The 15,694-nt window shown below is 66.5% G+C and carries 15 protein-coding genes and 1 tRNA gene; 6 read left to right on the top strand and 10 right to left on the bottom strand.

The genetic code is table 11. From position 1 onward, the window contains the following. Positions 1-10 precede the first annotated feature (10 nt). Positions 11-448, bottom strand: a complete 438-nt coding sequence (locus D9R12_RS05390; protein ID WP_147475052.1) for a DUF6491 family protein — start codon at positions 446-448, stop codon at positions 11-13. A 171-nt stretch (positions 449-619) separates the two neighbouring features. On the opposite strand from D9R12_RS05390, the gene D9R12_RS05385 reads away from it, so the two are divergent. From D9R12_RS05385 to dxs, 6 genes are all read left to right on the top strand, one after another. Then, positions 620-695 (top strand) — tRNA-Phe (locus D9R12_RS05385). 226 nt (positions 696-921) lie between these two features. Further along, positions 922-1,461: a lipocalin family protein gene (locus tag D9R12_RS05380; RefSeq protein WP_122228869.1), complete on the top strand. Its 540-nt coding sequence runs from the start codon at positions 922-924 to the stop codon at positions 1,459-1,461. 57 nt (positions 1,462-1,518) lie between these two features. After that, the gene (locus D9R12_RS05375; RefSeq protein ID WP_122228867.1) at positions 1,519-1,992 is read left to right on the top strand and encodes an LEA/WHy family protein; all 474 of its coding nucleotides are present in this window, start codon (positions 1,519-1,521) and stop codon (positions 1,990-1,992) included. A 324-nt stretch (positions 1,993-2,316) separates the two neighbouring features. After that, positions 2,317-4,107, top strand: coding sequence for an acyl-CoA dehydrogenase C-terminal domain-containing protein (locus D9R12_RS05370; protein ID WP_122228865.1), 1,791 nt, complete (start codon positions 2,317-2,319; stop codon positions 4,105-4,107). Between the two features lie 170 nt (positions 4,108-4,277). Beyond that, positions 4,278-4,970, top strand: a complete 693-nt coding sequence (locus tag D9R12_RS05365) for an HNH endonuclease (RefSeq protein ID WP_122228863.1) — start codon at positions 4,278-4,280, stop codon at positions 4,968-4,970. 117 nt (positions 4,971-5,087) lie between these two features. Beyond that, entirely contained in the window at positions 5,088-7,001 is a 1,914-nt protein-coding gene (gene dxs / locus D9R12_RS05360) for a 1-deoxy-D-xylulose-5-phosphate synthase (RefSeq protein WP_122228861.1), read from the top strand. 40 nt (positions 7,002-7,041) lie between these two features. Here dxs and D9R12_RS05355 read toward each other — a convergent pair whose 3' ends face one another. The 9 genes from D9R12_RS05355 to D9R12_RS05320 all read right to left on the bottom strand — a co-directional run bounded on the left by D9R12_RS05355 (position 7,042) and on the right by D9R12_RS05320 (position 15,679). Next, positions 7,042-8,055, bottom strand: a complete 1,014-nt coding sequence (locus D9R12_RS05355; protein WP_244671885.1) for a TraB/GumN family protein — start codon at positions 8,053-8,055, stop codon at positions 7,042-7,044. An 80-nt stretch (positions 8,056-8,135) separates the two neighbouring features. Next, entirely contained in the window at positions 8,136-8,612 is a 477-nt protein-coding gene (locus D9R12_RS05350) for a cupin domain-containing protein (protein ID WP_122229400.1), read from the bottom strand. Positions 8,613-8,849: 237 nt separating this feature from the next. Further along, the gene (locus tag D9R12_RS05345) at positions 8,850-9,644 is read right to left on the bottom strand and encodes a WecB/TagA/CpsF family glycosyltransferase (RefSeq protein ID WP_122228859.1); all 795 of its coding nucleotides are present in this window, start codon (positions 9,642-9,644) and stop codon (positions 8,850-8,852) included. 4 nt (positions 9,645-9,648) lie between these two features. Continuing rightward, complete coding sequence (locus D9R12_RS05340; RefSeq protein ID WP_122228857.1) at positions 9,649-10,440, bottom strand: polysaccharide pyruvyl transferase family protein; 792 nt, start codon at positions 10,438-10,440, stop codon at positions 9,649-9,651. 95 nt (positions 10,441-10,535) lie between these two features. Further along, positions 10,536-11,699: a GumK N-terminal domain-containing glycosyltransferase gene (locus D9R12_RS05335; protein ID WP_014160080.1), complete on the bottom strand. Its 1,164-nt coding sequence runs from the start codon at positions 11,697-11,699 to the stop codon at positions 10,536-10,538. 47 nt (positions 11,700-11,746) lie between these two features. Beyond that, positions 11,747-12,019, bottom strand: coding sequence for a hypothetical protein (locus D9R12_RS15560; RefSeq protein ID WP_147475051.1), 273 nt, complete (start codon positions 12,017-12,019; stop codon positions 11,747-11,749). Positions 12,020-12,031: 12 nt separating this feature from the next. Further along, entirely contained in the window at positions 12,032-13,510 is a 1,479-nt protein-coding gene (locus tag D9R12_RS05330) for a lipopolysaccharide biosynthesis protein (RefSeq protein ID WP_122229398.1), read from the bottom strand. 4 nt (positions 13,511-13,514) lie between these two features. Next, complete coding sequence (locus tag D9R12_RS05325) at positions 13,515-14,585, bottom strand: glycosyltransferase (RefSeq protein WP_170159181.1); 1,071 nt, start codon at positions 14,583-14,585, stop codon at positions 13,515-13,517. Beyond that, entirely contained in the window at positions 14,555-15,679 is a 1,125-nt protein-coding gene (locus D9R12_RS05320) for a glycosyltransferase family 4 protein (protein ID WP_014160077.1), read from the bottom strand. The genes D9R12_RS05325 and D9R12_RS05320 overlap by 31 nt, the downstream gene beginning before the upstream one ends. Positions 15,680-15,694: the final 15 nt, after the last annotated feature.

The following is a 15,694-nucleotide window of genomic DNA, read 5'->3' as shown; positions in this document are numbered from 1 at the left end:
CGCACGGGATTCACCCCAGATCGGCGAGCTGCTTCTGCGCGTTGCGCAGACCCTTGACATCCAGCGGCCTGATGGCCTGGATACGGCATCGCTTGACCGCCTTGTCTCCCGTGCGCTGAACCAGGATGTCGTTGAAACCCACCTGCACGCGGTCGCGCTCGGTGGTCATTGACAGCGAAGGCGACCATTCCAGATCCAGGCATCCTTGAGAGACATCAAGCAGGAATGCCGTATCCGGCCTGGTCCAGACGGCAACCCCGGAGTCACCGACGGTTTCCCACTGGCGGATCCGGCCAAAGTAGCGAAAGCTCTTGACTGGCTCGCCCGCATGGGCGCGGTACAGCGACTGATCCTGCTGGTTGGTCAGTCGCGGTGCATTGCTTGCACATCCGGCAACCGCCAAGGCAGCAACAATGGCCAAGACATGAGGTTGACGTGTGATTGGCATGGCACTTCCTTATGAAAGCCGAGACCACCCCGGCAGGCCGATCATGCCCCCGAAGGGTGGCGGTCGCCCGGCGCGCCCAAGCGAGCATTCAGTCAGGACTTAGGCTTGCCGGATCGGGTCTGCGTCCGTATCATGCCGCCCTCGCTTCGGCTCGGCCGCAAGTGCGGCAACGGCCGGGTAGCTCAGTCGGTAGAGCAAGGGATTGAAAATCCCTGTGTCGGGGGTTCGATTCCCTCCCCGGCCACCACCCTGGTGGCGATCTAAAGCGTTATGAACCAAGGCCTTGCAGAGATGCAGGGCTTTTTTCATCACGGCGGCAAACAGAAGAACCTGCCAAAGCTCAAACCGTTGACCATGGTGCCCAGCCCCAGGCAAAAAACGCCTCATGCATGGATCGACTGGCCAAGTCCTGGCCGGCTCGCAGTCCATTTCCATTAAGCTGGTCGCTGGTTTCGGAAACGCCGGATTCATCGATGCGCCTGCCCGTTGGCCTGCTGGCCCTGCTGCTGGTTGCCCCTTGCACCCCGTCCTTGGCCGCCCAGCCGGTGAGCTCGGTGCCGGCGCTGGACGTGTCGCGCTACGCCGGGCAATGGCACGAAATCGCGCGCCTGCCCAATCGTTTCCAGAAAGACTGCGCGCGCGACATCACCGCCAGCTACACCCTGCGCCGGGACGGCCACCTGGGCGTGCGCAACGCCTGCATTGACAAGGATGGCCAAGCGATCGTGGCCGACGGCGAGGCGCGGCCGGTCAAGGGCCACCCGGGGCAGCTGGAGGTGCGCTTCGCCCCGCACTGGCTGGCGTGGCTGCCGCTGGTGTGGGCCGACTACTGGGTGATCGACCTGGACCCGGATTACACCTGGGCGGTGGTGGGCGAACCGGGCCGCGACTATTTCTGGATCCTGGCGCGCGAGCCGTCGATGGATCGGGCGTTGTTCGAAGGCCTCAAGCTGCGCGCCACCCAGATGGGCTACGACCTGTCTGGCCTGGTGGTGACCGCGCCACTGCGCTGAAGGCCTGGCCGGCCGTTGTATCCTCGCCCGTCCTTGGGCCTTGCTGGATTTCAAGCCATGCCGCCTCGCCTGTTGCTGTTACTCCTGTCATGCACCCTGCTGCTGGTCGCCTGCAGCCACGGCAACATCAAGCGGGTGTCCAAACCTGCCGTGAGCCTGCAGCAGGTCAGCGTGGCCAGCGACGGCCGCTGGACGGTGGAGCTGCGCCTGCAGAACTACAGCACCGTCTCGATGATGTACGACGCGGTCGACCTGCAGGTCACGGTCGAAGGGCAGCCTGCCGGCACCCTGGCCGGCAGGCCGGGCTTCTCGATCGGTCCCGGCGCTGCCGATGTGGTAACGCTTGACCTGACGCCCACGCCAACCGCGCGCATGGCCGTGGCCAATGCCCTGGCGGGCAGCGGCATGCTCGGCTACGCCCTCAAGGGCAAGGTCACGGTGACGCCGGTGGAGGGCGCGCAACGCAGCTTCGAGATCGACATGCACAGCACCCTGAGCCCAGCGCCGGGGCTGACCGGGGTCCTGCGCTGAGAGGCTGAGCGCAGCGGCGGCCGGGCCTTTTTCCATCTGCCTAGGAGTCTGTCGGGCTTTGGCGGTCGAGGCGAAAATTCGGCTGCGCGAGGACAGATTTTCGGCGATTCGCCGCCCCATAGTGGTTCTATGGGGCAAGAAGCGACGGAAATATGGACCGCACAGCCGGATTTGCAGCCCGGCCGGCCAAAGTCCGACAGGCTCCTAGGATGCGCGCATCGGACCCGGGCGCCACGGCGGTGTCCTCATCGTTTCCATACGCCGTAGTATCCTCGCCCGTTCGGCGGGCCGGCAGGCGGCCTGCAAGGTGACAAGAGCATCCGCATGAGCAGCTACCGCGCCCCTTTGAAAGACCTCCGCTTCGCCCTGAACGACGTGCTGAACGTCGCACCCCTGTTTGCCCGCCTGGGCTTCGCCGATGCCACGCCGGACCTGGTCGATGCGGTCCTGGAGGAGGCTGGCCGCTTCACCACCACCGTCCTGGCCCCGCTCAACCGGGTTGGCGACGAGATCGGCTGCACGCTGGACACCGCCACCGGTGAGGTCACCACCCCGCCCGGCTTCAAGCAGGCCTACGCCCAGTTCGCCGAAGGCGGCTGGACCGGGCTGACCGCGCCGACCGAGTTCGGCGGCCAGGGCCTGCCGCACACCGTCGGCGTGCCGCTGGGCGAGATGGTCAATGCCGCCAACCTGGCCTGGGGCAACTTCCCGCTGCTCTCGCACGGGGCGATCGAGGCACTGAAGTTCCACGGCCAGGCGTGGCAGCAGGAGGTCTTCCTCAAGCCGCTGGTGGAAGGCCGCTGGACCGGCACCATGTGCCTGACCGAGCCGCATTGCGGCACCGACCTGGGCCTGCTGCGGACCCGCGCCGAGCCGGTCGGCGAGGACACCTACACCATCACCGGCACCAAGATCTTCATCACCGCCGGCGAGCACGACCTGGTCGACAACATCGTCCACCTGGTGCTGGCCAAGCTGCCCGACGCACCGCCGGGACCCAAGGGCATCTCGCTGTTCGTCGTGCCCAAGTTCCAGGTCGCCCGCGATGGCAGCGTCGGTGCGCGCAACGCCCTGCGCTGCGGCTCGATCGAACACAAGATGGGCATCAAGGGCTCGGTCACCTGCGTGATGAACTTCGACGGCGCACAGGGCTACCTGGTCGGCCAGCCGCACAAGGGCCTACAGGCCATGTTCACCATGATGAACACCGCGCGTCTGGGCGTGGGCCTGCAGGGCATCGGCCTGTCCGAGCGCGCCTACCAGAACGCGCTGGTCTATGCACGCGAGCGCCTGCAGTCCCGTTCCCTGTCCGGCGCCAAGTTCCCCGACAAGGCGGCCGATCCGATCATCGTCCACCCCGACGTGCGGCGCATGCTGCTGTCGATCAAGTCCTTGACCGAAGGCGCGCGCCTGCTGGCCCTGCACGCCGGCACCCTGATCGATATCGCCCACCACGCCGATGACGCTGCCGAGCGCGAGCAGGCCGACACACTGGTGAGCTTCCTCACTCCGATCTCCAAGGCCTGCCAGACCGAGTGGAGCATCGAGAACACCTACAACGCGCTGCAGTGCTTCGGCGGCCACGGCTACATCCACGAGCACGGCATGGAGCAGCTGGCCCGCGACGCGCGCATCACCACCCTTTACGAAGGCACCACCGGCATCCAGTCGCTGGACCTGATCGGCCGCAAGACCGCCGCCAGCGGTGCGGCCGGGCTGAAGCTGTTCCTGGGCCTGATCGAGCAGTTCGCCAGCGCCCATCAAGGCGATGCCACGGCAGCCGAATTCATCGCCCCGCTGCGCGAAAAAGCCGCCGAATGGGGGGAGCTGACCAAGACCGTGCTGCAACGGGCGGCGAGCAACCCGGAGGAATTGGGCGCGGCCAGCACCGATTACCTGTTCTATTCCGGCTACGTGGTACTGGCGTACTGGTGGGCACGCAGCGTGGTGGCCGCGCAGGCCTCCGGTCACCAGGCGGCGTTCAAGCAGGCCAAGCTGGAAACGGCCCGCTTCTACTTTGCCCGGATCCTGCCGCGCACGCTGGCCCATGCCGCGGCGATCCGCTCCGGCGCCGAGCCGCTGATGGCCATGGACGCCGACCGCTTCGACGCATGAGGCACGCGCAGGGCTGGCCACCGTGCCGGCCGGTCCTGCGCAGTTGCGTCGCCGTCGCGGGTCACGGGCGCACCGGCCGCGGCAGCAGAAGCCTTGAACTTCGAGCCTTTGCCGAGACCGTGCAACCCAGTACACAATTGGTCACCCATCAGGTATACCCTGTTCCCCCGATGGAAGCAGACCCTGCTCAGCTTCATTCGGATGACTCCGGAAACCCGGCACTGTTCGACAGTGCCACTCCGGACGGACAGTTGCTCGCCGATTCTGTCGTCAGTTCAATTTCGCCCCTGATTCGTCCTGGCAGCGTGCGCTTTTTGTCGCTGGACGCGCATGGCCGCGTGCTGGACTGGATCAACTGGCAGGACGCGACCTGCCTGTATGCGCGCGATGCGGTCGCCTGGACCCTGGGTGATCCCTGCCTGACCGTGCGCGGCGGCACTAACCGCCTGACCGGCCAGCAGAGTTTCATCGAGCTGCATCCGATCGTGGCCTCGCGCGGACATGCGCGCGCGGCCGGGCTGTCACCGACGCCGTCGCTGACCAACCAGGCGCTGTTCGCCCGCGATGACCACCTGTGCCTGTACTGCGGCCAGCAGTTCTCGCGCCAGCTGTTGACCCGTGACCACGTGCTGCCGGTGTCCAAGGGCGGGCGCGACACCTGGGAAAACGTGGTCAGCGCCTGTTTCCACTGCAACTCGCGCAAGGCCAACCGCACCCCGCAACAGGCGCACATGCCGCTGCTGGCCGTGCCCTACCGGCCGAGCTGGATCGAGCACCTGATCCTGTCCAACCGCAACATCCTGGCCGACCAGATGGCCTTCCTGAAGACCCACCTGCCCAAGCGCTCGCGGCTTTCGGCCTGAGCCGGCACCGGTTGGCTTCACATCACCCCGACCTTGGGTGATCCCAGACTGAATCCCCTTGCTTGCCCCTCCTTGTCCACGGGAGGAAAATGCGCAACTGCATTGCCGACCGCCACGATGATCGACTCCTCCCGCTATCCCCGTCTTTCAAGGATCGAAAACCCGGCCGACCTGCGCCGTTTCGAAGAGGCCGAGCTGACCGCCATCGCCGATGAACTGCGCGCCTACCTGATCGAATCGGTCGGCCGCAGCGGCGGGCATTTCGCCGCCGGCCTGGGGGTGATCGAGCTCACCGTCGCCCTGCACTACCTTTACGACACGCCCAATGACCGCCTGGTCTGGGACGTGGGTCACCAGACCTATCCGCACAAGATCCTCACCGGCCGCCGCGATGCGATCCACACGGTCAAGCAGGCCGGGGGCGTGGCGCCGTTCCCCAAGCGCGAGGAATCCGAATACGACACCTTCGGGGTGGGCCATTCGTCCACCTCGATCTCGGCCGCGCTGGGCATGGCCATTGCCAACGCGCAGCTGGGCAACGGGCGGCGCACGGTGGCGGTGATCGGCGACGGCGCGATGACCGCCGGCATGGCCTTCGAGGCGCTCAACCACGCCGGTGGCATGGAAGACGAGCCGGACCTGCTGGTGGTGCTCAACGACAACCAGATGTCGATCTCCGAGAACGTCGGCGCATTGACCCAGATGCTGGGCCGGATGAGCTCCTCCCGGACCCTCAACGCGCTGCGCGAAGGCGGCAAGAAGCTGCTGGGCGACAAGCGCAAGCCGCCGGCGCGCTTCATGCGTCGCTGGGAAGAACACTGGAAGGGCATGTTCGTGCCGTCCACGCTGTTCGAGCAGATGGGCTTCCACTACACCGGCCCGATCGACGGCCACGACGTGCCGGCGCTGGTCGGCGCGCTCAAGACCCTCAAGGGCCTGAAGGGCCCGCAGCTGCTGCACGTGATCACCACCAAGGGCAAGGGCTACCAGCTGGCCGAAGGCGACCAGATCGGCTATCACGCGGTGGGGCCGTTCGACCCGCTCAAGGGCCTGCCCGTCAAGGCTGTCACGGCAGCCAGAAAACCCACCTACACCGACGTCTTCAGCGACTGGCTGTGCGACATGGCCGCGGCCGATCCGCTGCTGATGGGCATCACCCCGGCCATGCGCGAAGGCTCGGGCCTGGTGCGCTTTTCCAGGGAATTCCCCAGGCGCTACTTCGATGTGGCGATCGCCGAGCAGCATGCGGTGACCCTGGCCGCCGGCATGGCCTGCGAGGGTGCCAAGCCGGTGGTGGCGATCTATTCGACCTTCCTGCAGCGCGCCTACGACCAGCTGGTGCACGACGTGGCGATCCAGGACCTGGACGTGCTGTTCGCGATCGATCGCGGCGGCGTGGTCGGACCCGACGGCGCCACCCACGCAGGCAACCTGGATCTGAGCTTCCTGCGCTGTGTGCCCAACATGCTGGTGATGGCCCCTGCCGACGAAAACGAATGCCGGCAGATGCTCTCCACCGGCTTTGGCCACCGCGGCCCGGCCGCGGTGCGCTATCCGCGCGGCACCGGCCCCGGGGTGGCCATCGATCCGTCGCTGGAGACGCTGCCGATCGGCAAGGCGCAGCTGCGCCGGCGTGGCAAGCAGGTCGCATTGCTGGCATTCGGTGCGATCGTGCCGGCGGCCGAGCAGGTCGCCTGCGAGCTGGGCCTGACCGTGGTCAACATGCGCTTCGTCAAGCCGCTGGACCGCGAGCTGGTGCTGGAACTGGCCCGCAGCCACGCTGGACTTGTGACCCTGGAAGACAACGTGGTGGCCGGCGGCGCCGGCGCGGGCGTGGCCGAACTGCTCAGCGCCGAAGGCCTGGCCGTGCCGATCCTGCACCTGGGCCTGCCCGATGCCTTCCAGCATCACGCCAGCCGCGAACAGCTACTGGCCGAAGCCGGCCTGGATGCGCCTGGCATCCGCGCCGCGGTGCTGGCGCGCTGGCCGCAACTGCAGGTCGGCCACGTCCCGCTGACCGCCGCGGGCTGAGCGCCATCAAGTCAGGCGCAGGCCTGCGCCTGCCGGCGATTCAATCCTCGCCCGGTGCCTGGACGGTGTAGCCGCGCGCCCTGAGCGCGTCCATCAGGTTGCCGGGCCCCAGCACCAGACCGATGGGCAGCAGGCCAAAGCTGCTGGCGTTGCTGACCAGCGCAGCCTCGGCCTTGTCCAGCCACAGGTCCAGCGACTGCTGGCGCAGGTTGCCCATGCCCAAGTTGCGCGCCAGGGTGCTTTCGCTGAGCGCGGCCTGGCAGGCCGCGTACTGGCTGGTCTGCGGGCTGTGGCGCAGCAGCTCCACGTCGCCCACCGACCAGGCGTTGGCCTGTTCGCGCATGGTGTCGATCTCGCGCTCGATCACCTCCAGCGTGCGCACAAAGCAGGTCTGGTCCTCCAGGCTGGTGCGCTGGAATTCCTTGATCGCCGCCTTGGGATCCTCAAGCCGCACGGTGCTGGTGGCCGGGGTGATGGTGAGCCTGGCGCGCTTGGCCAGCTTTTCGACCCGCTCGCGCACCGGATTGTCCAGGGTCAGCCCGGAACGCTTGATCGCCGCGGTGTAGAGCTCGAGCGCGGCAAAGATCGGGCGCCATTGCTCCACGCTGCGGTCGCCGCCGATGTAGCGCGCCTTGAGCACGGTCCAGCGCGCGTACGCATCGGCCGGCACCAGCTCCTGCAGCGTCTTGCCATCGGGATTCTTGCGCGCCTTCAGCAGCGCCGGGATCAGGAACAGGTTGCGGAACAGGCCTCGCCCGGTGTCCACCGACAACGTCGGCGGCAACAGCAGTTCCTGCGAGCCGGCGATGGCCAGCTCCACCTCCTGTGAGTGCCACTCCATCTTTCTGGGCAGTGGCGAGAGCGTCCCCAGCACCCACAGCACGTGGCCATCGCGGCTGACCTTCCAAAGGCCGGGCCCGGGATGGGTACCGGAGACGGTCATCGGCGCCAGCTCGGTGATCGGCGGCGGCGCGCCAGGGGCCTGCTGCTGGGCCAGGGCGGGCCCTGCCAGGCACACCAGGCTCCATGCCACCGCCACGATCCATCCATGCATCCGCTTTTTACCGTGCAGATTCGAAGCGCCCGTCCTCAGCGGCTCGGCTGCACCATGCAAAGAGCCCCACATCCGCGCGTTCATCCTGCCTCACCCGCGCCCAGCGCGGCCAGCTGCCCGGCCACCTGTGGGGCAGCATCGAGCAGGGCGAAGCCTTCCCACACGAATCCCGGCGCCACCGTGCACGCCACCAGCGCAAACGGCGCGTCGGTCCAGGCGCGCTGCCACAGCTCCGCGCGCACCACGTGCAGCATCATGCCCGGCTGGTGCGCCGCTTCGCCCAGCGTGACCAGAGCCAGTTCACCCGTGGCCGGATCGTAGGTCTGCAAGCGCAGCGCACCGCCGTCTTGCCAATGCCAGGCTTCATCGGCGTCCACCCGATGCCAGCGGCTGCATTCGCCGTGGCGCAACAGAAACTGGATGGCCGTCATTGCCGGGCGCCAGGCGCCGCGATGCTGCACGACCACATCCGATGCATGGATGCGGCGGTAATGGCCGCCTTCCGGGTGCGGGGCCAGGGCGAGCGAGTCAATGAGCTGATCGGCGAACTCCGTCATGGCGGCATCGTACCAATCCACTGCAAACGCTGAATTGCCCGGTCGCAGGATGCGGGCGTGAAAAACGCGGCAGCCTTGCCAGGCCTCGAGCGCCACATCTGGCCATACGGCAGCGCGCTATCGGGCCGCGCCATGGTGTCGTCGATTCGTTGGCGAACCATGCGTATCGCCGGGGTCGGGCGCTGGGTGGTGCCGCCGGCATTGCGCAGCCTGTGCGACGCGCGGCTGCGGCGCGGACTAGCCGGCGCGTTGCGGCACAGCGCTCTGCTGCTGCCGATTGCGCAGGCACACGCCGAAGAACGTCAACAGGTCCACCGAATAGCGCTTGAGCAACCGGCGCGGCTCGTGCAGCAGGCGGAACGCCCATTCCATGTGGATGCGCTGGACCCATGCCGGCGCACGACGGGCATTGCCGGACAGGAAATCAAACAGCGCACCGACACCAAAGGCCAGTGGCACCTGCAGCTGGGCGCTGTGTTCCAGGATCCAGCGTTCCTGCACCGGATTGCCCAGCGCCACCAGCAGCACGTCGGGCTGCGCGCGATTGATGCTGCGCACCAGGTCGGCTCCTTCACTGCGCATCTGGCCATAACCGTCGCAGATGCCGACTACGTCCTGGCCGTAGCTGCCTTCCAGCTTTGCCGCCGCCGCGGCCGCCACACCGGGCTTGGCGCCCAGCAGGAAGAACCGCAGCGGACGCACGCTGCGCTCGCACAGGCTGGGGATGAGGTCGGTGCCGTTGAGGTTGGCCGCGAACCGCTTGCGATGGATCAGCATCGCCGCCAGGTCCAGGCCGATGCCGTCGTTGACGATGGTCACCGATGGATCCTGCAGCGCCTGGCGCAATGGCCGGCACTGGACCACGAAATTGGTATTGGCGAAGAACACGTTGCGCCGCTCGCGCAGCGCGACCGTCTTGAGCAGTGCATCGGTGAAGGGCGCAAGCTCGGTGCTGGCGATTGGGTAACCCCCCAGCCAGATCGGATCGCCCTGCAGGGTGATGTCCTGGGAATGTCCGGAGAAAACAAGCATCAGCTCACCACAGGTCGTAAGGGAAAGTATCCATCAAGCCGCGCTGGATCGACGCCAGGTCGAAACGGCCATTGCCGCCGATGTCCAGACATTCTTCCACCGAATTTCCCGAGCGCCACTGCATCCGCCCGGTGCCTGCATAGTAGTCATCGTACTTGAAACGATCTTCGCCGTTGCCCCAGTCCAGGTACACCGCGGGAATGCCATAGGCCTCGGCCAGGATCACGCCGTGCAGCGAGCTGCTGACCACGTACTCGGCCTCCAGCAGCTGACTGACGAAAGCGGCCGGCTCGATCCGCGGCGATACCAAACGATCTTCGTAGCCGCGGTACTTGTCCAGCGGCTCGTTGAAGTGTGGCACCACCACGTAGGGCTTCCTGGGTGCGCCGCTGCGCAGCAGATCGGCATTGAACAACCGTGGCATCAGCAGCGCCGGGTCGCCGTACACCGGCGGTGCAGGAATGCCCATGCTGCCCAGGACCTCGCGCGTCCCGGGTCCGCGCACCGCGCGCACGTCCAGGGCCGTGAACCGGTGCGCGCTCGCAGGGATCTTTCCGTTGATGCCCGTGCCCCACACCACTTCGCCACCGGTGGCGAAATGCAGGACCGAACCGATGCACAGCAGGCGCGGCGTCCCGGGCCGTTTGCGCAACAGGTTGGTGTCCTGCAGCGCCAGAATCGAGGACACCAGGACCTTGGACAGGTGGTCACCCACGTTGACCGAACCATCCTTGGGCTTCCACCAGAACAGCGACTTGCGTTCCTGGCGCTCCACGATACCTTCGATCAACGGCATAACTGACAGCTCCTCGCGTCCTGGCCTACCCAAGGCGTACGTAGAAAATGAAAAAAAACGGAAGTTTCCCGACAAGGCGGCGATGACAGTTGCCGTTACCGTTCCAGATGCGTTTCCGGATAGCGTTCCGGCTCCAGCAGGCGATCGGTGGTCTGCGGCCAGTCCAGGCACTGTCGAGAGCGCACATGCGGTGCATCCAGCGCCCTCTGGATGGCCACGCGGATCGATTCGGCGTCACCGGGCGTATAGCCAAAGCGCGAGGCGTAGCTGCCGACCACCGCATGCGGGCACACCGCCGGCAGGCCGAAGAAGTCGTACTGCAGCAGCTTCATCGAACTGTCGGCCAGGTAGGCCGGCACCTGCTCGGACGAGTACGGCGCGATGCCGAAGCGCGCGTGCTTGATGTAGCCGATCACGTCGGCATGCTTCATTTCGCCGTAGACCTTGACGTTCTCGCCATAGCCGGGCATCGCGCCGCGGCCCGAGCCGATCACATGAAAGGTCACCTCCGGGAAGGCCCGGCTGGCCAGCACGATGAACTCCGGATCGAACAGCATCGACCCCACCGAGACCGCGTGGATGCCGGTGCCCGGATAAGGCGACGGATCACCCATGTCCTGCAGGCCCGGATCGACACCGTGGCCGACGTGGTAGACGTTGTGCCTACTGTTGATCTCATCGGCCATCACCGGCGAGACCAGCGCAATGGCATCCAGGCAGCCGCAGACATCGTCGAACTCGCGCGCGATGAACTCGGCCACCTCGATCGTGCTCAGCCCGTCCGATGCCCGGTACACCAGCCGAGCATCGGGATTCAGACGCTTGGCCAGGCGGATGAAGGCCACCGCCGCGCCGCTTTCCACCACGATCACGTCGGACTCGCGGATCCAGCGTTTCAGCAGCTCGGGCGGATGCTTGGCATACATGCGGAACATCGCGTTCTCCACCGGCCGCAACCAGCGGCGGCGGGTGTTGAACGGATGGACCAGCGTGCGCCACAGGTAGCACTCCACGCCCTTGTGCTTGACCACGGTGTTGGCCGTGCCGTCCAGCGGCAGGCGCATGTCTTGCTTCCATCGCGACAGGCGACTGTAGCGCAGCGAGAAGAACCGCGTGGTGCCGCGCTTGACCAACTCATCGGTGATGAAGTGGATATTGGCCCGGCGCGGCGTGCGGTAGTCGTGGGCCGACAGCACCAGGTAGCGCAACTTGCTGCGTGGGAACGGGCGCGAAGCCGCGCCCGGTGGTGCAACCGGCATTTCGGTAACTGCGGGGGATTCAGAAACCGACATAAAGCGTGTCCTCGTCAGGAGCAGGTCGTGGGGGCGGACATGGCAAAGCGCACGCGGATATGACCATCACCACGCGTGCGTTGGGTGACCCAGGACAGAATCGATTGCATGATCGATCGCATGAGCGTGGAGCCAGAAAACGCGGGGGGATGGCGCCAACGATGCCCCCCTTCGATGAAGGCAGGAATCGCCTTGGCAGGATGCTGTTTTCCCGGTATCCAGAGCGTGACCGCGCGCACTGATATGAATCTGCGCGTGAATCGATGCATGCCGCTGTTCAGCAACATCATCCACTCGCATCAACCGCGCCGACGCAACAATTCCCTGCTGTGCATGATGGTCTGCACGTCACGGCGAAAAGCCGGCCACAACAGGCACACCATGCCGAAGGCCAGCAGGATGGCGGGCGCGCCGATGACCAGCTCCATGACCGGCGTGTGTGCCCACTGGCGCGCTGCCGCCCAGGACACCAGCGCACACACGCCATAGCCGAGAATGGCGCGCAGGCCGTTGTTGAACATCGCCGCGCCCGGCGCCTTGCCGACACGCGAAACCCATACCGTCGACAGCGGCCAGATCAGCGCCAGGCCTGATGCGTAGCCTGCGGCCACGCCCAGGGCACCCCACTGCGAGCCGCCGAAGATGCAGGCAATGATCAGCACGCGCGCCACCACCGAGTAGGTCAGCTGGGCGCGCGCCAGGCCTTGTGACAGGAACACCCAGTACGAGGCGTAAGCGACCACCTGGAAGATGCCACCCACGCTCAGGATCTGGAAGATGGGCACCGCAGGCTGCCACTTTTCCCCCAGGAACAGCACGATCAGCGGATGCGCCTGCGCGCAGGCAAAGGCGAAGATCGCCGTCACGATATGCACCATCACCGTCTGCCCGCGCAGCAGGAAGGCGGCATAGCGTGGCGGTTCGTCCTGCAGCTTGGACAGCACCGGCAGGGCCACGGTGGTGGCCGGCGCGTTGATCTGGTTCAACGGCATCATCAGCAGCTGGAAGGCGCGGTTGTACAGACCCAGCGCCTCGGCGCCGGTGCGATAACCGATCACCACCTGACCGATGTTCTGGCTGACATAGCCCAGCATCTGCGCGGCCATCAGGTTGCCGCCGAACATCAGGAAATTGCGCATCGGCACGCCACGACGCGGGCGCCCGGGCAGCCAGCGTGACGCCATGGCCGAGATCACCAGGCCCACGCTGGAACCCACCACCTGCTGGATCACCAGCGACCAATAGCCCAGGCCACCCAGCGCTGCAAGCACGCCGCAAATCAACCCCAGCGTCTGGCCGCCGACATCGCTCATCGCCAGCCGGCCAAACTGCAGCCCGCGGCTCAGGGTTGCCCGGTACTGGGTGTTCATGCCACTGAGCAGGAAGGTGACCGACATCACCTGCGCGACCGCCCGCAGGCGCGGCTCCTGGTAGAAATCGGCAATCAGCCCGGCACCCGCGAACACGCACAGGCCCAGCGCCAGGCCGATACCGCTGTTGATCCAGAACAGGTTGTCGCGCTGCTCACGCGAGAGCGTCCTGGCCTGGATCGCGGCCGAGGACAGGCCAAAATCGCGCAGGATCTCGCAGATTCCCACCAGCGCGGTGACCATGGCCATCAGGCCGTAATCTTCCGGGCTGAGCAGCCGTGCCAGCAGGATGATGCCGCCGAACTGCACCACCATGCGCACGCCCTGCCCGGCCATGGTCTTGGCAGCACCGGTTGCAGCACGCGAACCCAACCCGGAGGTCGAACCGGGTGGCGTGGTCACGGACACGGCCTCACCGGTCCCTGCCGACGGGCGCGGCGCGATCTTCCTGACCTTGGCCACGGCCTCGCCCGCGCCGCTGATCGATGGCTGCCATATAGCTGCGGTAGTGCTGTTCGCCAACCCGGTCCCAGTCGCGCAGCGACAGGTCCGGATCGGCCTGGCGGTGCGCGGCGCGCGCGCGGCGCAGGCCCTCTTCAACCACCTGCGCGGTCAACTGGCCTTCGTACATGAAGACCCAGCCCGGGCCAACCTCATCGGCGAGGGCCACGTTGTTGGGCGTGCGCGGCACCAGCACCGGGCGCGACAGCGACAGGCTCAGCAACAGTGTGCCGGAGTTGTGCATTTCCCGGTACGGCAGCACGATCAGTTCGGCTTCGGAAATCTCGGCCGCCAGGGTGGGATCCTGCACGTACTGAAGCAGCGCACTGATGCGCGGATCGGCCGCGCACGCCTGCTCGACCAGCGTACGCATCTGCGCATCGGCCGGGTTGCCGGCGATGCGCAAGGTGCAGCCGGGTTCACACACCTCGGCCATCGCCTTGATCAGGACTTCGACGCCCTTGTACGGGCGGATCAGGCCGAAATGCAACAGGCGCCCGGGCACTTGCACGGGCTTGGCGAAGCCGGCGTACCAGTGGCGATAGTGGCCATGCAGCGCGGTGTCGGTGCCCGGTGCGCGCAGTTCGGTGGTGGCGTTGATGCGGATCCAGCGCGTGGTCAGCCGATCCATCCACCGCAGCAGCAGCGTCTCGAACCGGCCGCCGCCTTCATGTGGCTCCAGGTTGTGCATGGTCCTGACCACCGGCGTGCGCAGCACCTGCCAGCGCAGCAACAGCAAGGCCACCGCGCACTGGCGCAGCAGCCGCCCCAACGCGCTCGGGTGCCGCATCATGTATTCGGGCCAGTGCAGGTGCACCACGTCATAGCGGGTCAACAGGGCATTGCGCAGCGACCAGTAACGAAGGTGCACCATCGGCTCCAGCGCGCGGAACAACTGCACCAGATAGGGATTGGTCGTGGGCGTGGGCCGATCGACTTGTTGCAGCACGGTCAGCACGGGCGCACCAGCGCAGCGTGATATTCATCCACGTAGCGGCCCACCACGTGCTTCCAGTCATAGCGCTCCACATAGGCCATCGCGGCAGCCCGGCGAGCGGCATAGACCTCGTCGGATACCGCGGCCTGTGCCTGGGCGGCGTCGGCGGCCGCCTCGGCATGGGCCGCCTCGACCACCACGCCCAGTCCGGACTCCTGATGCAGCCGCGCGAAGGGCGGGATGTTGCTCAACACCGGCAGCAGGCCGGCGCTCATCGCCTCGACCGGCGCGATGCCGAAGCCCTCGTGCCGGGACAGACACACGAAATACTGCGCCTTGCCCAGCAGAGTGGCCAGTTCAGACTGCGTAGGCGAAACCACGATCTCGACCTGGCCCTGCAGTCCACGCGTGGCGATCTCGCGCGTCAGGTCTTGGCGGGTGAGATCGTACTCGCGCCCGGCGACGATCAGCGACCACCGCAAGTCGCGGCGGCGCAGGGCGGCGAACAGGTCCAGGGTTTCCAGCAACCCCTTGTTGACCGACCAGCGCCCGAAATAGATCAACGTCCGGCCATTGGCCGCACTTCCGCGCCCGGCAAACTTGGTGACATCCACGCCGTTCTCTATCACCCGCAGGCGCTGCGCCGAGACCACCCGGGAAAACAGATCGCCATCGTTTTCGCTGGTGGCCACCACGCGTTTGTAGGCCAGCGCGGAGGTGCGGGTGAGCGTGTTGAACCACAGCCGCTTGAGCCTGGATGCATAAGCGGTGTGGAAGAACCCGCCGTGCGTGGACACGATCATCGGCTTGCGATGCACCGCAGCGGTCATGGCCAGGTAGTCGTAGAAGAAGTCGATGCCATGCACATGTACCACGTCGGCACCGTTGATGGCCTTCAGCACGCCCGGCGTCAATGGATAACGCGACGAACCGTGCCAGGGCAGGCGCCTGACCGGCAGCCCGCCGTGCTGTGCTGAAGGCGCCAGCCGCAGTTCGGGCTGGGAGAAGACCCGGTCCAGCGTCACCACTTCCACCTCGTCGGTGCTGCTGGCTTGATGATGGCGCGCCACGTTCAGCACGACCTCCTCCATGCCGCCGACCGAAGGATGGAACTGACGCACCACGTGGACCACTTTCATACAGACACCTTGTTG

This window comes from Pseudoxanthomonas spadix, assembly GCF_003703395.1.
GTDB classification, from domain to species: domain Bacteria; phylum Pseudomonadota; class Gammaproteobacteria; order Xanthomonadales; family Xanthomonadaceae; genus Pseudoxanthomonas_A; species Pseudoxanthomonas_A spadix.
Note: the sequence above shows the minus strand (reverse complement) of the source record. Positions and strands in the feature narration are given on the sequence as shown.